The sequence below is a fragment of the Pseudoalteromonas sp. McH1-7 genome (assembly GCF_013366255.1).
In the GTDB taxonomy this organism is placed as follows: Bacteria; Pseudomonadota; Gammaproteobacteria; order Enterobacterales; family Alteromonadaceae; genus Pseudoalteromonas; species Pseudoalteromonas peptidolytica.
In genome coordinates this window covers 74,967-93,939 of the sequence record NZ_JABWPQ010000024.1, presented here as the reverse complement: position 1 = coordinate 93,939, position 18,973 = coordinate 74,967, and the positions used below count along the sequence as shown (strand labels likewise).

The following is an 18,973-nucleotide window of genomic DNA, read 5'->3' as shown; positions in this document are numbered from 1 at the left end:
AAACTTACCCCAAACTAATATGGCGCATTATGACGCCGATGGGGAGTGGAGAGAGTCCATTCCATTAATTTGACTTAGTGCTTGCTCAATTTGAAGGGGTAAATTGACGCTAACAGCGTTAAAATTTCTTATTTAGAACCACTAAATAGCAAAATTTTTGTCTTGCCTACACGGAGGTAGGTACCTTGGCGATAGCAGGACGCGGTAGCGGGGTTATCGACAAGATTTTCTCGCCTCAAAATAGACCACTTAATTAAGAGAATTGGTAAAAGATAGAGAGAATTAGCAAGAAAGGGCTGTGTTAAAAGTACAAAAGCGCCACCAGTCTGGTGGCACTTTTGTTATCTCTTAAAAGAAAGTGTAATCAACACGGAGGCTAATTGTACGACCGTTGAGGTAGTTAATGTATTCTTGAGCTGCCGAGTTATTGGCATTTCTCGAGCGTGCACGCATGTATGTTGCAGTTTCTTTATCAAATAAGTTGTTGACGAATACGCTAAGTTTTAAGCTATCGCTTAACTGAATACGTCCAGATACATTAAATACGCTATACGCTGGTGTCTTATCTTCATCACGAACGTTGAAGTGGGTTTTATATTCATCATAGAAAGAGTATTCACCTCGGATGTAAGCATCTTTACCGAATAATTGAATATTTTGATCAAGCGCGAGGTACGCATTCCACTCCGGTACCATTGTCATTTTATCACCAGCACTTGCTGAGATAGACTCATTATCTTGTGTGATCTCAGAGCTTGTATATGACGTGTTGAATGACATCGTTAGGTCGTCAGTTAAACGAGCTGTTGACTCAAATTCGAAACCTTCAGACTTTGCTTCACCACCGTTAGCTGTGTATGAGAAACCACAAGTGTCCATGTATACCGAGGTTTTTATGTCTGTCCAATCAATACGGTAGACTGCCGCTGAGAAGTCGACCTTTCTGTCAAGTACGCTTGCTTTAAAGCCCAGCTCATAGTTTTCGATAGCATCAGACGTGTAACGGTCTTTACGGTTTTTAGCAAGTGGATCTGCCTCACATGATGCTGCTAATGGACCGTTGTTACCACCTGGTCGATATCCTTCTGAATATAAGCCGTATACAGACATTTCTTCAGTCGGACGGTAAGAAACACTAAACTTATAACGATTACCTGACTCTTCACCGCTTAAGTTATCTTCAGAAGTAGCCCAAATACCTTCCTGTGTATAGTGAGAGCCATCTTTAAGCTCAAAGCGACGAACGCCACCATTTACCTCAAGGCTACCAGAGTCCCCTAAATCAAATTCGTATGCAACATCAGCGAAGAAAGCAAGCTCTTCGGTGTAGTCACGAATATTCGTAAGATTCCAGTTGTTTTGTGGATTGCCAAACGTATCTATACCTATTTGAGTGGCATCTGCACCCCACCAGTTCAATGCAAGTGCTGATACTTTGTCGCCTTTTTCATGGTATTGATTTTGATAGTTTGGATCGAAGCCGTACTCTACTTCATCATAGTAAGCACCGATAGTCCAAGATAGAGGCGAATTTATATCAATATTTTGGAAACGTAGCTGATGAGTCACGCGCTCATATTTACGATGATCAATGATCCAAGTACGGAACATATCTGACGCGTCTAAACGGCTCCATGAAGTCTGAATACTATCTTCTTCATAGGTGCGATGAGAGCCCGCATAAGTTAATGAAGCAATATCGAAGATGTTGTCATCCTGAATATTGATGGTGAAAAGGTCATTCGTTGCGTCAGACCATGGGTCCATTAAGTCCCAAATTTGGTATTTTTGTGGTACACCTTTGTTAGCAATAGGCGCACTGCCGGCGTTACATTGTGGACGCTCAGCAGTTTCAGGACAAGAAACCTTAAAGAAGTCAACATCATACCCGTAATCTGCTTCTTCATTTGCAGTCAAGCTATAGTCCCAGTAATAACCAGGTGTAGAACGATCGCCTGTTGTTGTGCCTGTATCGCTGAAAGTTGTATGGGCATAACCTAGAGTAACAGAAGTTTCAGGATCAACTTGCCATAACAGTTGGCCACGTATGAAGCCTCTATCAGCATTTCCTTGAACGCCGGTATTCATGTTTACCATTTGGTAACGTTCATGCTCTGTATTACCACTGACTCGCAGTGCTAATGTATCGTCAACAAGAGGAATGTTAACGCCCATTGAAATGTTGCGGTGCAGGCCATCAACATCTTTTTCACTTCCAATTTGTGTTGACGCGAAAAATTCAAACTCATCAAGTACTGGCTTTTTGGTGATTATCCTCACGGTACCACCGATGGCATTCGAGCCATAAAGTGTACCCTGTGGCCCACGCAGTACTTCCACTCGTTCTACGTCGTTTAGATTTTCAAACGTGAAAGGAACATCATCCACAAATACACTAGTGGTATCAGGAAATGCTGTGTTACCTCCACTGAGGCCACGTAAAATAAGCTGACCTCTAGGGGAGGCTGCGCCAGCGAGGGTTCTGTAGAAATCTTCAGCTGATACTAAGTTACGATCAGCGATGTCCATTGATGAGATAGTAGAAACCTGCATCGGGATCTCAATGATAGTTTCCTCTTTGCGGCGAGAGGTTACGGTAATCTTTTCGATTTGTTCATTGGCACCGTCATCAGACTGTGTTTCGGCGGTGGCGTAAAAGCTAGATGATGCAGCTAGCATGCTAAGACAAATAGTGCTCTTAGCAAATGGTATTTTACCCAGTGGTTTCATTGTGATTTCCTTTATTATTTTTATGTGAAATAAGCAATAGTACCGATATTTATACTATTGCCATATTATCAATAGCAGGTAAAAATAATTTATTAATGTAAATTATTCAAGTTTAATGTAACTTTATTTTTTCCTAGGTGTATTGGGAACATGTTAAGTTTATAATGCAAATAAGGTTTTTATCGGGCTGGTAAGGGTAAAAATATGGAATTGGCTGAAGAACTAGTTAAATTTGGAATATTTAATTCGACAAAGCCGCTATTGATAGGAGTCTCTGGTATTCAAGGGTTGGGAAAATCGACACTGAGCCAGGTGCTGTGTAAACAGTTAACAGGATCTGCGATTGTTTCTGAGCATGTTTCTCTTGATGATTTTTACCTAGACCCTGAGGAGCGGGCGATCCTAGCTTCGCAAAGACACTCACTATTTCAGCAAAGAGGATTGCCGGGAACACATGATGTGGCTCTACTACAGGAAGTTATCTCCCAGTTTAAACAAGGAAGAGCGATAACCCTTCCGATATTTGACAAGTCAATAGACAGAAAAATACCAAAATCACAATGGCGAACTGTAGCTGCTGGACTTCAGGTACTGATTATTGAAGGTTGGTGCATTGGACAATTCCCACAACAGCATAACCAGTTAGTATTACCAGTTAATCGCTTTGAGCGGCAATACGATGCAGATGGAGCATTTCGTCTACAAGTAAATGAAATTTTACATCAACAGTATCAACCTATTTTTTCACAAATAGATACGTTAATTTATTTGAATGGGCTGAGCTTTGATAGGGTATATCGTTGGCGATTACAACAAGAGCATATGCTAAAAGCGATGACGGGAAAAGGGATGGGAGATGATGAAGTTGAGCGATTTATCCAGCCCTTTCAACGCTTGTCTGAATGGGGGATATTAAGCCTTCCTAACACCGCTGATATTGAGGTTAAGCTGGGAGAAAATAGGGAAGTGCTTGAGATAAAAACAAAGCTCGGCAATTAACCGAGCTTAGACTGCTTATCTTATACCTATTACCTTAATTAATCGCTCTATTTTGAGGCGAGGAAACCGTGTCGATAGCTGTTCGAAATAAGAAGTCTTTCACGCAGCTAGCGTCAGATTTACTCCTTCAAATTGATCATGTATTAAGACTAATTGGCATTAAATACAGGTTTTGGTCTCGCTTATTCAGCTAAGTCCTCAACGCCGACGATTAGCCAAGGCGCATCACCTGATGTTTTGCGCTCTAAATGCCAGATCTCAAGAATAGCCTCTTCTTGCATATCATTAAGGTCACGATATTTACCCGTGAACTTAATACTGATCTCCCATACATCGGCAGTTGTGTCTGCACGAACAAGCGAAGCATCTACAAACATGACTTCTGTCTTAACATCACCATGTTGCTCACGTTCACGCTTAAACTCTTCAACTAGTTCAGGGCTTAGGTACTCAGCCATCGTGGTAAAGTCGTTTTGATTCCATGCCGTTTGAATGGTTTGATAGTGTTGTCTGGCACCCTGTAAGAAACCGTTAACATCAAAATCTCGTGGTAGATTCATTGGTACACTGTTAGCGCCAAATCCACCGCTGGTGGCACCGTTGCTTTGAAATTGCTGTGGCTGTTGAGATGGGGTGCTCGGATGACCCATTTGTGGAGCCCCTGCAAAGCTTGGTTGCTGCTTTTTAGCTAGCATGCTTCTCACTAGTTTAAAGATAATGAATGCAGCGATTGCTAATAGAATCATTTCAAGGAATTGAAATCCTTCGAAATCATCACCAAGCATTGCAGCAATTAACCCACCAGCTAACAAACCACCAAGCACACCTGCCATAATCCCTTTTTTGTTTGACTTAGGTTTAGCTGTTGATTTTGCATTTAAAGCTTGGGTGTCCGTTTGCTGCTTTTGCTGAGTAGTTTGAGTTTGATGAGTTTTGCCTTTGCTTTTACTACCAAACTTTTTTCTTGCTTCAGCATCAAAGCTCGCTGTGAATAAAAAACAAACAAGTGAAAATAACACAATGAAATGTTTCATAAAGTTCCTATATACAAAAATAACTAACAACATTGTAAAGAAGTCATTTTGCTATTTGAATAGGGCTGTGTCTTAATTTATTTTGAATTTTGGTGGTTTAGTAAGGATCTTGAGACACCACAATTAGCTCATTGTGGTGTCTGGTTGGTTTACAGCCAACGTAAAGAGTTGTTTACCTCAGTTTGGAACCTCTCAAGTGGTGCACCACGGTTGGCGACTAAGATAGTATTGGCTTTTTCATGATGTGCGATTAGCCCTTCAAAACGACTGTCGCTAAAGTTGTCTTTCTGATCTTGTGTGCTTTGTTGATCTGCAGGCACTACAAAAACGGTCAATGGGCCAAATTCTGATTGCATCACCAAATGCAGGCTTTTTTGCCCCTTAAAGTTACAGAAAGTTGCGTAAACTATCTTGCCCGGTAAAGTATCGAACTTACCTCCTAGCATTGCTAATTTTTCATTAACTGTCTGAAGAGGAACACTTTCCTGCTTTTCCAAGGCATTTTGTTCATAGTAGACGTGTGCAAGCGCATGCTCAGCTGTATCTGTTGGGTGTGCCAAGCCACCGTAATAAAAAATCACAGCAGCAAATAGCATACTAGCGGCTACCGCCAGTGGGGCTGAAATACGCCTAAACCATGAAACATGCGTTACCTTGTCGTGTTCTTCCTCCAGCAATTGCTGCTTTGCAATAATTCTTTCAGCAAGTCCATCTGGAACGTCAATATCCAGAGAATGACTTAAAAACTTATCGAAATCGCGCATATCTTCTAGTTGCGCTTGCAATTCGGGTTGTTGTGACGCGTACTTTGCTACCTCTTCATCTTGAGGATCGGCAACAAGGCGACGTCGAAATTCGAGTTCATCCATTAGTTTGATGCCCCCTTTACTGGTTCATATTTAGTCGTTAAAGCGTCTTTGAGTTGGTTACGGGCTCGATATAATCTTGTCATGACTGTATTTTTGTTCAGCTCTAAAATCTCTGCAATTTCCTCACCTGAACATCCCATCACCACCTGAAGTAATAATGGCTCTCGATATTCAGCAGATAAGCTCGCTATTTGTCTCTGCACTACAGTTTGTTCCATTTCGTCATCTAAAGCTGAGCTTCTATCATCGACTAAGGTATCTTGCTCCACCTCCGCATAGTCAAATTGTTTACGCTCAAAACGACGTGCATTTTCTCGTCTTAAAATCGTTAATAACCAAGGCTTAGCGGCTTGTTCGTCTTGTAAAGAGTCAAGCGCACGCCATGCCCGTAAAAAAGTTTCTTGTACTAAGTCTTCGGCAATGCTTGGATCTCCACATAACCAATAAGCGAACTTATATAGCTCTTTGTGGTATGCCCGCACCAGTGACTCGTACTGATGTTGTTTAGTGGCCATATTGATGAGACCTATTTTTTGGCTGGTTTATTTCATCACAAACCAATTATTTTTATTAAGCATAACAGCAATACTCTCTTGTGTTGCTGATCGCTGCTCTATTTTTATACCAACAAGCTTAACTAAGCTTGCTAATTTGAGGCAAAAATCTTGTCGATAACACCGTTTTCGTACCCTGCTGATGCTGAGATATGTACATATATCTAGGCAAGAAAAATTTGCTATTTAGTTGTTTTAAATAAGAAACTTTTAATGCTGTTAGCGTCAGATTTATTCCTGCAAATTGGTTAAGTCTTATTATCAAACAAAAGTGGTAAAGAATAAAAAAGCGCCGCTAGGCGCTTAGTTGTAAAGCGTATCAAGTACTTGTTTAGATCTTTTGTCCGCTGCTTGCTTGATACTCCGTTTTACTTCAGTGAATAAAGCGGATAAATCAACGCTAGATTGGGTGTTGCTGTAAAGTGAACGTTGCAACTCATTCACTTGCGTTTTTAACGACTCAGGCTGTTGTTGCAACCATTTGGCCATAGACATGTTTTGTTGTCTAGTATGGTTGAGCAGTGCCTGATAAAACGCATTTGTGCTGTTTTGTTTAACGGCTTCTTCAAACGAAATCAAAGGCTGTGAGTTGGTTTGCTGACTCATTTTTGGCTGTTGTTTCACTGTTGATTTAGATGCCCTCCACCAGAACATCAATGTGACTAGCCATATTATGTAACCGCTCACTGCTAAAGCCCATACCCACAGCGGTACTGTATAGCTTGTGTGTTGTTGTGTTGAAGTCGACACCGCTTGACTTGGCTCATTACTACGCGTTTGCTGAGTCACTTTTGGTGTTAGTGGTAATACGGGTTGATTTGGATCTTGAACTACACTCAGAGATTTGCTCGCCAATGTAGCAATTTCTTCGCGCTTGGTAATGGTATTGAACCAAGGTAACGTGACTTCAGGTAAAACAAAATCACCAGCTCGCTGAGGCAGATAGGCAAACGAAACGATCAGTTGCGAGATAACTTTTCCATCTCTGGTAATTTGTTTTCGCTCGGAAGTATCAGGATAAATTCTAAATCCATCGGTATCCTCTATCTGAATATCTGGAAGCTGCTCTTTTGTTACTCCTACAGCGGTTAGGGTTAATGTTCGAGTGATTGGAGTCCCAACGGTAAAGGTTGACTCATTAGGTTGCCATTCCTCGGAAAAATTTAAGTATTCGCTTGGCAACCACGTATCGGCGGCATCGGCCGGGATAGGGGATACTGAAAAGTCAATGCTATCGCCAACGGCAGAGGTAGCCATACGGCGGTAATTATCTCTGATCTGGCCATTAAATACTGGCGGCTTGATGGTGAAGTCACCACTTTTTTGCGGTTGGATCATGTATTCACGCGTCAAAACCATATAACGTCGTCCATCAACAATCTCGTATTCTTCACTGGCTTTACCTAACTGTGTAAAGGTAGCACCATCTGAGATAGGATCACTCAGCTGGCCATCTAGTAAGTCCTTGCCAATATACAGCTTAACGGTGTAAAGCGCTGCTTGCTGCACATAAAGGTTAGGTGCTTTTAGTTCAGTCTTGACGAAAATATCTTTGCTTTGCTGTTGATCCTCACGAGCGACGACTGAGATTTCGATTGGCTGCGTTTTTGCGCCATCAACTTCGAACGCGGGAATGGTATAGGTTCCTGGGGAGCGAGCCACAAGCTGCATTTGCCAGGTTGTTGAGCTAGCAACACTGCCATTGATGATACTCGTTCGAGAGCTGGTATTTACAGGGCTTGTGACAAAGTCATTACTCAAAGCTGACACATCTGGAATTGTGCCTTTGACTTTTCCTTGCGCGACGATTGACAAGGTAAAATACTCACCCGCAAGTACTGGATTTTTGTCTACGCTTGCGGTGAGATTATCCACAGCTAGCGTTTTGTGGCTTATTATTAACAAAGACAGCAAAAATAAAATACGTTTTACCATGATTTCTCAACTCCTCTCGGTAGACGTCTTTGTTTACGTTTTTGTGCTTCTAATTGCATTTTATTTCTCAGTAATATCGCTGGGTCGTCAGGTACTTTTCTGAGTAACTGATTGAGCTGTTGTGCTTTTTCAATTTCTTCAGGTGTCAGAGGTCGACTTTCCTGCACCATGGCGGCATTGCGTGCTTGTTCATCTTGCGGTGTTTGTTCTGCGTCCGTCTCAGATACAGCTTGCCCCTGTTGTTGGCTTTGTTCATGTGCTTGCTGATCTGCTTCTTGTTGTTGTTGCATGGATGGATCTAGCTGCGGCTCATTATTATTTTGCTCTTGTTGACTCTCTGATTGCTGACCCTGTTGGTCTTGCTGACCCTGTTGGTCTTGCTGACCCTGTTGGTCTTGCTGACCTTGTTGGTCTTGCTGACCTTGTTGGTCTTGCTGACCTTGTTGGTCTTGCTGACCTTGTTGGTCTTGCTGACCCTGTTGGTCTTGCTGACCTTGTTGGTTTTGCTGACCCTGTTGGTCTTGCTGATTTTTTAATGCCTCAACGACGGCTTTATTATCCTTTGCCTGTGTGAAGTCGGGGTTCATGGCTAGCGCTTTGTCATATGCTGCAATAGACTCATCCAGCTTACCCAGCTGCGCCAACGCGTTACCTAAATTATATTGGCCTTGTGCTGAATCAGTTTGATTTAGCACCGAAGCCGCTCCTTCATAGTCGCCTGCTTTATACAAAGCAGCCCCCTTTAAAACAGGGTCATTAGCTGATGCCGCTCGTTCAAAAGCTTCATTTTGATAGGCTTGTAAGGCATTTTGATCGTTATTTTTAAACCATTGTAGCCATTCACTGGCTACAGCCTTTTGCTGTGGTAATAAAGTAAAAACAAGCAAAGCACTGAGCATAATTGCGTGGTTCCGTACCAATAAAAGTGCCAGTGGAACCAATAAAATAAGCAAATATACACCGGCATCTACACGCCACTTGGCACTTTCTTGCTCAGTTTTAACGATGGCAGCGTTCGACGCTAAGCTAGGTTTAAATGTGTTGATGTCTCTGTTGTCGGTCGTATACGTGGCAAACTTACCGCCTTTGACTTTCGCAAGCTTTTCTAATCGAGTAGTGAATAGTTTTGGTACTACAATTTGACCATATTGGTCTTTTAAGAAGCCGCCGTCAGGAAGTTTTATCGGCGCGCCCTGAGTTGTACCCAACGCATAAATATTGAGTGAATAAGGACTATCAGCCAGTAACGCCTGAATGTCCTCGGCATCCTCTTGCTCGAGCCCATCTGTAATTAAGATAATATCGCCAAAGGTTGCGCTCGCACCACTTAATAGGTTGATTGCCTCTTCGATACCGGCATAAACATTAGAACCTTTTGATGGCATGATTTCGGGGCGAAGGCTTGGAATTAAATTCTCTAGTGTTGCTACATCTGTTGTTAACGGAGACACAGTGAAGGCGTCACCTGCGTAAGCAACCAACCCTGTTTCACCTTCTTGAAATAACTTCAGCATGTCCAGAGTCTTAAACCTTGCTTGAGTAAGACGATTTGGTGCGAGATCGGTTGCATACATAGAGTAGGACATATCCAGCACCAATACTCTTGGTGCTTGTGTTTTGAAAACAGGCACTTCCTGCTTTTCAATACTCGGGCCTGCAACCGCAATAACGGTTAGCAAAGAAAAAATAACACCAAGTAAAGAGTTATTGTGTTTTTGTGATTGCTGCCCTTGTTCACCCATCACCACTTTCATTAAGTGTGGGGCAATAAGTTGATTATTATGTTGCTTACTTTTTTTAGACCACTGCATCAAACAGTAGATAGCCCAAGGAACGAGTAACCAAAGTAATTGTGGGCGAATAAACTCAAATTCCATGCTCTTATCCCCTTACTTTTACTCTAACAACGACACTCAGTTGAGCCAAAAAAAGTAGCCCAAAAACCACAAGTAGCGGTATGTAAAACAATGAAACTTTTGGGCGAAAGGTCTGTGTTTCATCACTGATTGGCTCTAGCTCATCCAGCATGGCGTAAATCTGTTGCAAACTGGCAACGTCTTTGGCTCGAAAATACTGTCCACCTGTTTCTTTTGCGATGTGTTGTAGTGTTTTCTCGTCAATGCTACTGCCAGCCATTGAGTTAAAACCAAATAGACCAAACCCTCGTCTGCCATCGGAGCCTACGCCAACGGTGTAAATCTTGATGCCTTCTTCACGTGCCAAGATAAGCGCCTCATTTGGCTCAAGATTACCGGCAGTGTTTTGACCGTCGGTCAATAAAATTAATATACGGTTACTCTGTTCGCGAGCCTCAAAACGTTTGACTGACAAGCCAATCGCATCACCGATGGCGGTGGCGCGACCAACCAGCCCTATTTGAGCCTCTGTTAACATTTGACTGACCGTCGCTAAATCTCGGGTGAGGGGAGTTTGCAAAAATGCGGTATCACCGAAGAGAATCAGACCTAGTCTATCTCCCTGACGCGCTTCAATAAAGTCACTCACGACGGCTTTTACGACGGATAGTCTATCAACCAAACGGCCTTGATACTCCATATCCTGCTCTGTCATGGAGGCTGAAAGGTCAACTGCTAACATAATATCTCGCCCTTCGCTTGGAATAACAATCGGTTCGTCAAGCCATGTAGGATTGGCGGCTGCGCTCACCAGCAGTAACCAGACAATGGCTTCAAGGGGGCTGACTTTAGCGCGCTTATGCAATTGCTTTGAGTGGCCAAGCTGTAACTTGGCGACACTTGGCATGCGAATATGTATATTCGTTTGTGCAACACTTGGCTTAAATTTGGCGATCAACCAAGGCAGTGGTAGTAATAAAAATGCCAGCGGCCATACAAACTCAAACATCGATACGCTCCTTGACTTTAAAGGTACTGATCGCCAGTGCAAGCTTTTTACTGAGCTCAGGTGTTTGGGTCGGTGCGTACAATGAGTCAAGCTCTTGTTGCGTTAGCTCAACACGGGTGAGTTTTGCTTGTAATGCTAACCACTCTTTACCATAGCGGCTTGCGGCGACCTCGCCATAATAGTGTTTCACTAAACGCTTGAGCAAAGTATGTAAAATCTGTGGGTTATCTTGAGATTGACTAAGCTTTATCGCTTCTTTTTTGGCTTTTAAAAACTGTTGTCTGCGATACAGCAACCAAGCTCCGCTGGCTATCAGTGCGAGGACGATAACAATAACTCCCCACATTGGATAAGAAAGTGGCCACCAGCTTACGCTTTGAGGGATGACCACATCATTGAGTTGGTCGAGTGGATTGACTTGCATTTAACCCCTCATTATTTGTAGTTCTATGGGTAACGACGCATCGTATTTTTGTAGCGTCATGCCTGAGCGTTGGAGTAACGCTAATCTTCGATTAAAAAAGTCGGCTGCATGTTGCGAAAATGAGTCGCGAAATTGCTTATCCATGAGCGGTAATGTCCAGTTGTGCTCTCCCGCCGATACTTCTATTGCTTGGCTGTACTGTGGTAATTGATGTTCAAATGGATCGCTTACCATACATCCGATCACTTCGTTATGGCGGCTGGCACGTTCCAACAATTTGAAACTTTCTTCATTAAGTTCAGTAAAGTCCGATATTAAATAGATAAGGCTGCCTGGCTTTGCAAGATGAACAAGCCGCTTTAAATTTTCATTAAAACGGTTCTCGGACGTCGGTCGGTCTTTTTGCAATAAGGCTTGCTCATGCAGTGCACAAAATTGATGAGCCAACGCCAAAACACCGCGATCGCGAGCTGTTGGTTTTAGCTCATGGTGATGGCTGTCATTAAAGACCACACCACCGACACGATCGCCACGTTGGCAAGCTGACCAAGATACCAAAGCGCCTAAATGCGCAGCTAATACAGATTTGAGTAACAGCCTTGAACCAAAAAGCATGCTCGAAGAAAAGTCGCAAAAAATGAATACAGGGCGCTCTTTTTCTTCTTGGAATAGTTTGGTGTGTGCCTCACCGGTACGCGCGGTAACACGCCAATCAATAGCGCGTATGTCATCGCCGTATTGATATTGCCTCACCTCAGCAAACTCCATACCTCGCCCTTTGTGGGGGGCGAGGTATTGTCCAGCTTGCGCACTTTTTACTTTGCCGCGTGGTTTAAGTGAAAGTAAATGAGCCTTTGACTTATAAAACAGCAGCTCCTTGAGGCCTAGCTCGACGCCATTACTGTGGCTTTCTCTAAACCAGCTGGCTGCATTAAACTGTGTGACGTCGTTCATCATGTTATGGAACAGCAACTAATTCTAGAATTTTACTAATGACTTGATCTTTTGTGATGCCATCGGCCTGAGCCTCGTAGCTAAGAACTATACGATGGCGAAGTACATTGTGAACCACCGCTTGAATGTCTTCAGGTGTGACAAAATCTCGCCCCTGTAGCCAAGCATGAGCACGTGAACATTTATCTAATGCAATGGTGGCACGAGGACTTGCACCATACTCAATCCAGCTAGCCAGGGTAGGGTCAAAGCGCTCTGGTTGTCTTGTGGCAATGATTAGCTGCACCAAATATTGCTCAAGAGGTTCAGCTAAGTGCATACCCAGTACAGTTTTACGTGCTTCAAATAACGTTGCCTGACTAATTGGCGTATAAGCGGCTTGATACTCTTCAAGTGCTTCACCACGGGTTAATCTGAGTATGTCTACTTCAGTTTCGGCATCTGGGTAGTCAATGTTCAAATGCAGTAAAAAGCGGTCAAGTTGTGCCTCTGGTAGCGGGTACGTACCTTCTTGCTCCAATGGGTTTTGTGTGGCCATCACCATAAATAGCTCTGGTAATGGGTAAGTAGTTTTACCTACGGTGATTTGTCGCTCAGCCATGGCTTCGAGCAGCGCAGACTGAACTTTTGCAGGCGCTCGGTTAATTTCATCTGCCAGAATAAGGTGGTGGAAAAGGGGCCCCTTCTCAAATACAAACTCGTTCGTTTGTTGACGATAAATGTCCGTGCCTGTCACGTCAGACGGTAATAAGTCAGGGGTAAATTGAACGCGTTGAAAACTGCCTTCAATGCCTTTTGCCAGTGCGTTTACTGCTCGAGTTTTAGCAAGTCCCGGAGGGCCTTCCACCAACAAGTGGCCATCTGCTAACAGTGCAATAAGCAACGATTCGGTCAGTGCACTTTGTCCTAGAATTTGGGTATCTAAATATTCTTTTAGTTGTGAAAACTCGTTTACTGCCATGAGAATGCCTTTTAAACCGACAAAAATAAAAATAGTTATATGGTCGCTGGATCAATAATCAAGGAGATTAGACCGGTAAATTTAGAAAAGTTCATAAATTTTCAATAACAATTTCAAATACTTTGAGATTGTTTGAAAAAGCATCTAAAGTTGACGTTTGCGGTTTAAAAAGCAACCATTTCGCGCTTTACTATTGGCAACTTCGATTTGGTTGTTTAGAATCGAAGGAAATTAACAGGTCAGACCTGTCAGCGGGAGAGCAAATTCATGTCTGAACAAAATATATTAAAAACATCAAAAGGCGACCGAATCGCTATCGTTAGCGGCTTGCGTACGCCATTCGCAAAGCAAGCTACCGCTTTTCATCATGTTCCAGCATTAGATTTGGGCAAAATCGTAGTTAACGAAATGCTTGAACGACTTAACTTTGACCGCAAAGAAATCGACCAATTGGTTTTCGGTCAAGTTGTTCAAATGCCTGAAGCGCCAAATATCGCACGTGAAATTGTCCTTGGTACAGGGATGCCGGTATCTGTTGATGCGTATTCCGTATCTCGCGCTTGTGCCACGAGCTTCCAAGCGATTGCCAATGTAGCAGAAAGCATTATCTCAGGCCAAGTAAATGTAGGCGTGGCAGGTGGTGCTGATTCTTCATCGGTACTACCAATTGGCGTAAGCAAAAAATTAGCTGGCAGCTTAGTCGACCTAAACAAAGCACGCACTCTTAAACAGCGTTTACAAATTTTCTCAAAACTGAGATTAAAAGATTTATTACCGGTTCCACCTGCAGTTGCCGAGTATTCGACTGGCTTGTCTATGGGGCAAACAGCAGAGCAAATGGCGAAAACACATGGTATTAGCCGAGCGGATCAAGACGCGATGGCGCATCGTTCACATACTCTAGCTGCAAAAGCATGGTCAGAAGGCCTGTTGAGTAATGAAGTGATGGCTGCACATGTCGAGCCATACAAAGGGTTCATTGATAAAGATAATAACATCCGTGAAAACTCGTCACTTGAAGGGTATGCCAAATTAAAGCCTGTATTTGACAGAAAGCATGGTTCTGTTACCGCTGCGAATGCAACACCACTGACCGATGGTGCTGCAGCTGTATTGATGATGAGTGAAAGTAAGGCCAAAGCGCTCGGTTACGATATTTTGGGATATGTCCGTAGCTTCGCCTTCTCAGCGATTGGCGTACACGAAGACATGCTAATGGGCCCTGCACACTCGACGCCTATTGCGTTGGATAGAGCTGGGATCACATTAGCAGACCTTGATTTGATTGAAATGCACGAGGCTTTCGCAGCTCAAGCGCTGGCAAACATGAAGATGTTTGGCTCAGATAAATTCGCGCAGGAGAAATTGGGTCGCAGCAAAGCGATTGGTGAAATCGACATGGACAAGTTTAACGTAAACGGTGGCTCACTTGCTTACGGTCACCCATTCGCAGCGACGGGCGCGCGTTTAATCACGCAAAGCTTGCATGAACTTAAACGTCGTGGCGGTGGCCTTGCATTAACAACAGCCTGCGCAGCAGGTGGTCTTGGAGCAGCATTTGTATTGGAGAGCGCGTAATGTCAGTATTTTCTTATGAACTAACCGACCATAAAGTGGCCATCGTCACTATTGACGTACCAGGTGAAAAGATGAACACCTTACGCGATTCATTCGCTGATGAGTTGCTTGAAGTTATTGCTAAAGGTAAGCAAGACGATGTAACTGGGATGGTTTTTATCAGTGGTAAAGCAGACAACTTCATCGCCGGTGCAGACATCAAAATGCTGGACAACGCCAACACGCGTGACGACGCGTTAGCGATATCAGAAATGTGTCATAAAACCTTCTTTAAAATGGCCGAGCTGCCATTCCCAACCGTTGCGGCTATTCATGGCGTCGCATTGGGTGGCGGCCTTGAGTTTGCACTGGCTTGTGATTATCGAGTTTGTACTGAAGACAGTAAAACAAAACTGGGTCTTCCAGAAGTACAACTTGGTTTATTGCCAGGTGGTGGTGGTACGCAGCGCCTACCAAAATTAGTTGGAATACAAAAAGCACTTGAATGGATGTTGACTGGTAAACAAGTGCGTCCAAAGCAGGCGAAAAAGACAGGACTGGTTGATGATGTGGTGCCACACAGCATTTTATTAAACGTTGCCGTTAAGCTTGCAAGAAAAGGCAAGCCTAAGCCTCGTAAACCAAACCTAGACAAAATTAGTCAACTATTGGAATCAAACCCGTTTGGTCGAAATATCATTTTCAAAAAAGCACAAGAAAATGTAGAGAAGAAAACTGGCGGACACTACCCAGCACCACTTGCGATTATCAAAGCGGTGAGAGCTTCTATCGAATTGGATAAGCTTAAGGGCTACAAAACTGAAGCAGAAGGGTTTGCTGATCTGGTTATGTCAGAAGTGTCTCGCTCACTGCGAGGTATTTTCTTTGCCACAACGGAAATGAAAAAAGATTTCCAAGTTGAAGACTTGGCGGCTGTAAACCGCGTAGCTGTGCTTGGTGGTGGTTTGATGGGTGCCGGTATTACCCATGTGAGCGCGGTAAAAGCAGGGGCGACGGTGCGTATTAAAGATGTTGCCCATCAGGGGATCAGTAACGCACTAAATTACAGCTACAAGATTTTATCTAAGCGCCAAAAGCGCCGTATTATTTCAAAGGCAGAAATGCAGTCTACCCTGAATATGATCACAGGTACTACTGATTATTCTGGCTTTAAGCACACAGACATGGTGATCGAAGCGGTATTTGAAGATTTAGAGTTAAAGCAATCCATGGTAGCGGATATTGAACGTGAATGCGCTGAACAAACCATTTTTGCGAGTAATACTTCGTCATTACCGATAGGCCAAATCGCTGCGAAAGCCGCGAGACCGGAAAATGTGATCGGATTACATTACTTCTCGCCAGTGGAGAAAATGCCATTGGTTGAAATTATTCCACACGATACCACCAGCGATGAGGTAATCGCTCGTACGGTTGCGTTTGCACGTAAACAGGGTAAAACGCCAATCGTTGTAAAGGACAAGGCTGGCTTTTATGTTAACCGTATTTTAGCGCCGTACGTCAATGAGGCGGCTAATCTACTATTAGCGGGTGAGCCTATTGAAAAAATTGACCAAGCTTTGGTGGAATTTGGATTCCCAGTTGGCCCCTTGGCACTTTTAGATGAAGTAGGTGTTGATATTGGTTCTAAAATAGCCCCTATTTTGGAAAAGGAACTCGGGGAGCGATTTAAAGCACCCGATGCTTTTGCCCGTATGATAGATAGTAAACGTTTAGGTCGTAAAACAGGCCGAGGCTTCTACAATTATGAAGGCAAAAAAGGTAAGCAGGTTGACGAGTCTGTCTACGAATTGCTGGGTATTACTCCATCTCCAAAATTGAACAAGCAAGAAATAGCCAATCGTTGTGTTGCGCAAATGCTAAATGAGGCTGCGCGTTGTTTGGACGAAGGCATTATTCGTAATGCTAGAGATGGAGATATTGGCGCTATTTTTGGTATCGGTTTCCCACCGTTCTTAGGTGGTCCGTTTAGTTACATGGATAAAAAAGGCGTTAACAAGATTTGCTCTGAGCTATCGACGTATGCGTCTGAAAATCCAACTTTTACGCCTGCCGAGCCGTTGCTAGCGATGGCGGAAGCGGGTAAAGGTTATTACTGATCTCTACGTACAGTAGCAATTCATTGGTAAGCCGCATTTTATGCGGCTTTTTTTTATTTTCTGGTCTATATTTAAACGAATAACCTGAGCTCGGGATAATGACTTGTTCTCCAGTAGCCGTTATCCCTTATACGAATTATCTTAACTAAATGGTCTATTTTGAGGCGAGAAATTTTGTTAATAACACCGCTAGAGCGTCCAGCTATCGTCAAGGTCACTAAATCAGTGTAGGCAAGGCAAAAATTGTACTATTTAGTGTTCTAAGTAAGCAATTTTTAACGCAGTTAGCGTCAGATTTACGCCTTCAAATTGAGCAAGAATTAAGGCAATTGATATTACATATTATGGGTCATATCAACTGGTAACAGCATGAATAGCTTACAGATAAACTGTCGAGTTACCATTAACCTCTATATTGTTGGTGGTAACAGGGATGAATAGGCGTATTTTCTTACAAATAATAGCGCTTTCTATATTTACAGTGCTTGTTAGTGGGAGCTTAGTTTATTGGTCTGCTGTACTTAATCAGTCAATCTCTTCTTTTCATCAATCGTGGCAGTCTGACTCTGAAGTATCAATAAAGCGTGCGGCCTTGCTCGCGGAGCTTGAGCGCAGCTTTGGCTATAATGGTTTTATTCATCATTTTAAAAACTACATTCTGCGTCAACAAAATGGTTACTATGACACGGCGTTATTAGATGTAGAATCGACAAATAACGCAATTGTTAAGCTTCGGGGTTTGGGCTTAACTGAGCAAGAAGACGCTGCATTGGATGCAATACAGTCAACCTTTGATAACTACACGCACATGCTAGCGGTTGCAAAATCGACTACAACAAGTAGCAATATCACACCAACTATGATGGATAGCCTTGTTAAAGTTGACGATGCAGATGCTGAAGCCGCGTTTAACTTTTTGCGCCACTCGATAGGCGCGCAGTTTTCACTCGCAAAACAGCAGCAGGCTACAATGTTTACACAAACACAGGCATTGGCTAGTTACGGTACGTTATTATTTATCCCAATTATGCTGTTATTTGCATGCTTAAACATAGCTACACTCATCTACACTTTAAAACTATTAAAAGAAAAGCGCCGGCTCTTTAATGCAACGCCAGACGCAATTTTGTATTTTGACAGAAACAATAAGCTTAAGGACGTTAATCAAGCATGCACCAAGTTGTTTGGATATAAGCACCATGAGCTGTTGGGGATGAGAGTGGGAGATTTAATTCCACAACATCGTTTTGCCGAGGAGGAGTGTGGCCAAGCTGGTGCAGGTGATCCGCAGCTGAAAGGGAAAAAAATGTTAGCGCTTCATCAGTCAGGTAGCAAGCTTCCTGTAGATGTTACGATTTCTACGGTGTCCGTCTCGAAAGGTGATGTCTACATTGCAGTCATACGAGACTTACGGCAAGAACAAGAGCTAAGGTCACGTGCAGAACTTGATTTTTTGACTCAAGTAAAAAATCGCAGGAAAATAGAAGTGGTCCTGCGAGAAGAGGTACAAAGGGCGATCCGTTACCATCGCTCACTGTCTCTTTTGGTTGTCGACATAGACTACTTCAAGCAACTCAATGACAGTGCGGGACACCAAGATGGGGATACAGCACTTAAAGAAGTTGGACAGTTTTTGACTGAACAGGCAAGGCCGAGCGATCATATCGGTCGTTGGGGAGGAGATGAATTTGTCATTATTTGCCCCGAGACAGCGCCTGACGCAGCGTTGAATTTTGCCGATAGACTTGTCCATGATTTTCTTCGTTTTAGTAGCTATGGACTTACGTTTAGTATTGGTGTTGCTGGCTATGAATTAATTGGTGAAAGCTTTAATCACCAACGCTGTTTTGAAGAGGCTGACATGGCCTTATATGAGTCCAAGAAGGCTGGCAGAAATCAAGCCACTTTATATATCGCTCCTTGTAGCTCGTTCGATAAAAAGGCTTGATGCCTTTTACATTGTCCCTCAAA

14 protein-coding genes are annotated in these 18,973 nt (G+C 43.2%); 4 read left to right on the top strand and 10 right to left on the bottom strand.

Translation table 11 applies throughout. From position 1 onward, the window contains the following. Positions 1–348 precede the first annotated feature (348 nt). Positions 349–2,730 (bottom strand): TonB-dependent receptor, encoded by a 2,382-nt coding sequence (locus HUZ36_RS16670; protein ID WP_176033462.1) that lies wholly within the window; start codon positions 2,728–2,730, stop codon positions 349–351. Positions 2,731–2,934: 204 nt separating this feature from the next. Here HUZ36_RS16670 and HUZ36_RS16665 point away from each other — a divergent pair, with 204 nt between their 5' ends. Next, positions 2,935–3,729: a kinase gene (locus HUZ36_RS16665; RefSeq protein WP_176033461.1), complete on the top strand. Its 795-nt coding sequence runs from the start codon at positions 2,935–2,937 to the stop codon at positions 3,727–3,729. Positions 3,730–3,911: 182 nt separating this feature from the next. Here HUZ36_RS16665 and HUZ36_RS16660 read toward each other — a convergent pair whose 3' ends face one another. The 9 genes from HUZ36_RS16660 to HUZ36_RS16620 form a co-directional block, all read right to left on the bottom strand. Beyond that, positions 3,912–4,763 (bottom strand): Tim44 domain-containing protein, encoded by an 852-nt coding sequence (locus HUZ36_RS16660; RefSeq protein WP_147391226.1) that lies wholly within the window; start codon positions 4,761–4,763, stop codon positions 3,912–3,914. Positions 4,764–4,912: 149 nt separating this feature from the next. Continuing rightward, on the bottom strand, positions 4,913–5,632 hold the full coding sequence (locus tag HUZ36_RS16655) for a DUF3379 family protein (protein ID WP_125252787.1): 720 nt from the start codon (positions 5,630–5,632) through the stop codon (positions 4,913–4,915). Then, on the bottom strand, positions 5,632–6,147 hold the full coding sequence (locus HUZ36_RS16650; RefSeq protein WP_125252788.1) for a sigma-70 family RNA polymerase sigma factor: 516 nt from the start codon (positions 6,145–6,147) through the stop codon (positions 5,632–5,634). The genes HUZ36_RS16655 and HUZ36_RS16650 overlap by 1 nt, the downstream gene beginning before the upstream one ends. A gap of 342 nt (positions 6,148–6,489) precedes the next feature. After that, positions 6,490–8,121, bottom strand: coding sequence for a BatD family protein (locus HUZ36_RS16645; RefSeq protein WP_176033460.1), 1,632 nt, complete (start codon positions 8,119–8,121; stop codon positions 6,490–6,492). Then, positions 8,115–9,998 (bottom strand): vWA domain-containing protein, encoded by a 1,884-nt coding sequence (locus HUZ36_RS16640; protein ID WP_176033459.1) that lies wholly within the window; start codon positions 9,996–9,998, stop codon positions 8,115–8,117. Before HUZ36_RS16640 ends, HUZ36_RS16645 begins: the two co-directional genes overlap by 7 nt. 4 nt (positions 9,999–10,002) lie before the next feature. Continuing rightward, on the bottom strand, positions 10,003–10,986 hold the full coding sequence (locus tag HUZ36_RS16635) for a vWA domain-containing protein (protein WP_176033458.1): 984 nt from the start codon (positions 10,984–10,986) through the stop codon (positions 10,003–10,005). Continuing rightward, a complete protein-coding gene (locus HUZ36_RS16630) occupies positions 10,979–11,410 on the bottom strand; it encodes a DUF4381 domain-containing protein (RefSeq protein ID WP_176033457.1) in 432 nt (143 codons plus the stop codon). Before HUZ36_RS16630 ends, HUZ36_RS16635 begins: the two co-directional genes overlap by 8 nt. Then, the gene (locus HUZ36_RS16625; RefSeq protein ID WP_125252826.1) at positions 11,411–12,364 is read right to left on the bottom strand and encodes a DUF58 domain-containing protein; all 954 of its coding nucleotides are present in this window, start codon (positions 12,362–12,364) and stop codon (positions 11,411–11,413) included. 4 nt (positions 12,365–12,368) lie between these two features. Next, positions 12,369–13,325, bottom strand: a complete 957-nt coding sequence (locus HUZ36_RS16620) for an AAA family ATPase (RefSeq protein ID WP_128731064.1) — start codon at positions 13,323–13,325, stop codon at positions 12,369–12,371. Positions 13,326–13,592: 267 nt separating this feature from the next. Here HUZ36_RS16620 and fadI point away from each other — a divergent pair, with 267 nt between their 5' ends. From fadI to HUZ36_RS16605, 3 genes are all read left to right on the top strand, one after another. Further along, positions 13,593–14,903, top strand: a complete 1,311-nt coding sequence (fadI, locus tag HUZ36_RS16615) for an acetyl-CoA C-acyltransferase FadI (RefSeq protein ID WP_125252795.1) — start codon at positions 13,593–13,595, stop codon at positions 14,901–14,903. Further along, positions 14,903–17,002, top strand: a complete 2,100-nt coding sequence (gene fadJ, locus HUZ36_RS16610) for a fatty acid oxidation complex subunit alpha FadJ (protein ID WP_176033456.1) — start codon at positions 14,903–14,905, stop codon at positions 17,000–17,002. The genes fadI and fadJ overlap by 1 nt, the downstream gene beginning before the upstream one ends. Before the next feature lie 433 nt (positions 17,003–17,435). Then, positions 17,436–18,950 (top strand): sensor domain-containing diguanylate cyclase, encoded by a 1,515-nt coding sequence (locus HUZ36_RS16605; protein WP_176033455.1) that lies wholly within the window; start codon positions 17,436–17,438, stop codon positions 18,948–18,950. Positions 18,951–18,973: the final 23 nt, after the last annotated feature.

What these genes read in the sequence shown, in the direction of transcription:
- HUZ36_RS16625 (WP_125252826.1), bottom strand. Translation starts at nt 12,364, where the DNA reads ATGAACGACGTCACACAGTTTAATGCAGCCAGCTGGTTTAGAGAAAGC.
- fadI (WP_125252795.1), top strand. Translation starts at nt 13,593, where the DNA reads ATGTCTGAACAAAATATATTAAAAACATCAAAAGGCGACCGAATCGCT.
- HUZ36_RS16665 (WP_176033461.1), top strand. Translation starts at nt 2,935, where the DNA reads ATGGAATTGGCTGAAGAACTAGTTAAATTTGGAATATTTAATTCGACA.
- HUZ36_RS16650 (WP_125252788.1), bottom strand. Translation starts at nt 6,147, where the DNA reads ATGGCCACTAAACAACATCAGTACGAGTCACTGGTGCGGGCATACCAC.
- HUZ36_RS16640 (WP_176033459.1), bottom strand. Translation starts at nt 9,998, where the DNA reads ATGGAATTTGAGTTTATTCGCCCACAATTACTTTGGTTACTCGTTCCT.
- HUZ36_RS16620 (WP_128731064.1), bottom strand. Translation starts at nt 13,325, where the DNA reads ATGGCAGTAAACGAGTTTTCACAACTAAAAGAATATTTAGATACCCAA.
- HUZ36_RS16655 (WP_125252787.1), bottom strand. Translation starts at nt 5,632, where the DNA reads ATGGATGAACTCGAATTTCGACGTCGCCTTGTTGCCGATCCTCAAGAT.
- HUZ36_RS16605 (WP_176033455.1), top strand. Translation starts at nt 17,436, where the DNA reads ATGAATAGGCGTATTTTCTTACAAATAATAGCGCTTTCTATATTTACA.
- HUZ36_RS16645 (WP_176033460.1), bottom strand. Translation starts at nt 8,121, where the DNA reads ATGGTAAAACGTATTTTATTTTTGCTGTCTTTGTTAATAATAAGCCAC.
- HUZ36_RS16630 (WP_176033457.1), bottom strand. Translation starts at nt 11,410, where the DNA reads ATGCAAGTCAATCCACTCGACCAACTCAATGATGTGGTCATCCCTCAA.
- fadJ (WP_176033456.1), top strand. Translation starts at nt 14,903, where the DNA reads ATGTCAGTATTTTCTTATGAACTAACCGACCATAAAGTGGCCATCGTC.
- HUZ36_RS16670 (WP_176033462.1), bottom strand. Translation starts at nt 2,730, where the DNA reads ATGAAACCACTGGGTAAAATACCATTTGCTAAGAGCACTATTTGTCTT.
- HUZ36_RS16660 (WP_147391226.1), bottom strand. Translation starts at nt 4,763, where the DNA reads ATGAAACATTTCATTGTGTTATTTTCACTTGTTTGTTTTTTATTCACA.
- HUZ36_RS16635 (WP_176033458.1), bottom strand. Translation starts at nt 10,986, where the DNA reads ATGTTTGAGTTTGTATGGCCGCTGGCATTTTTATTACTACCACTGCCT.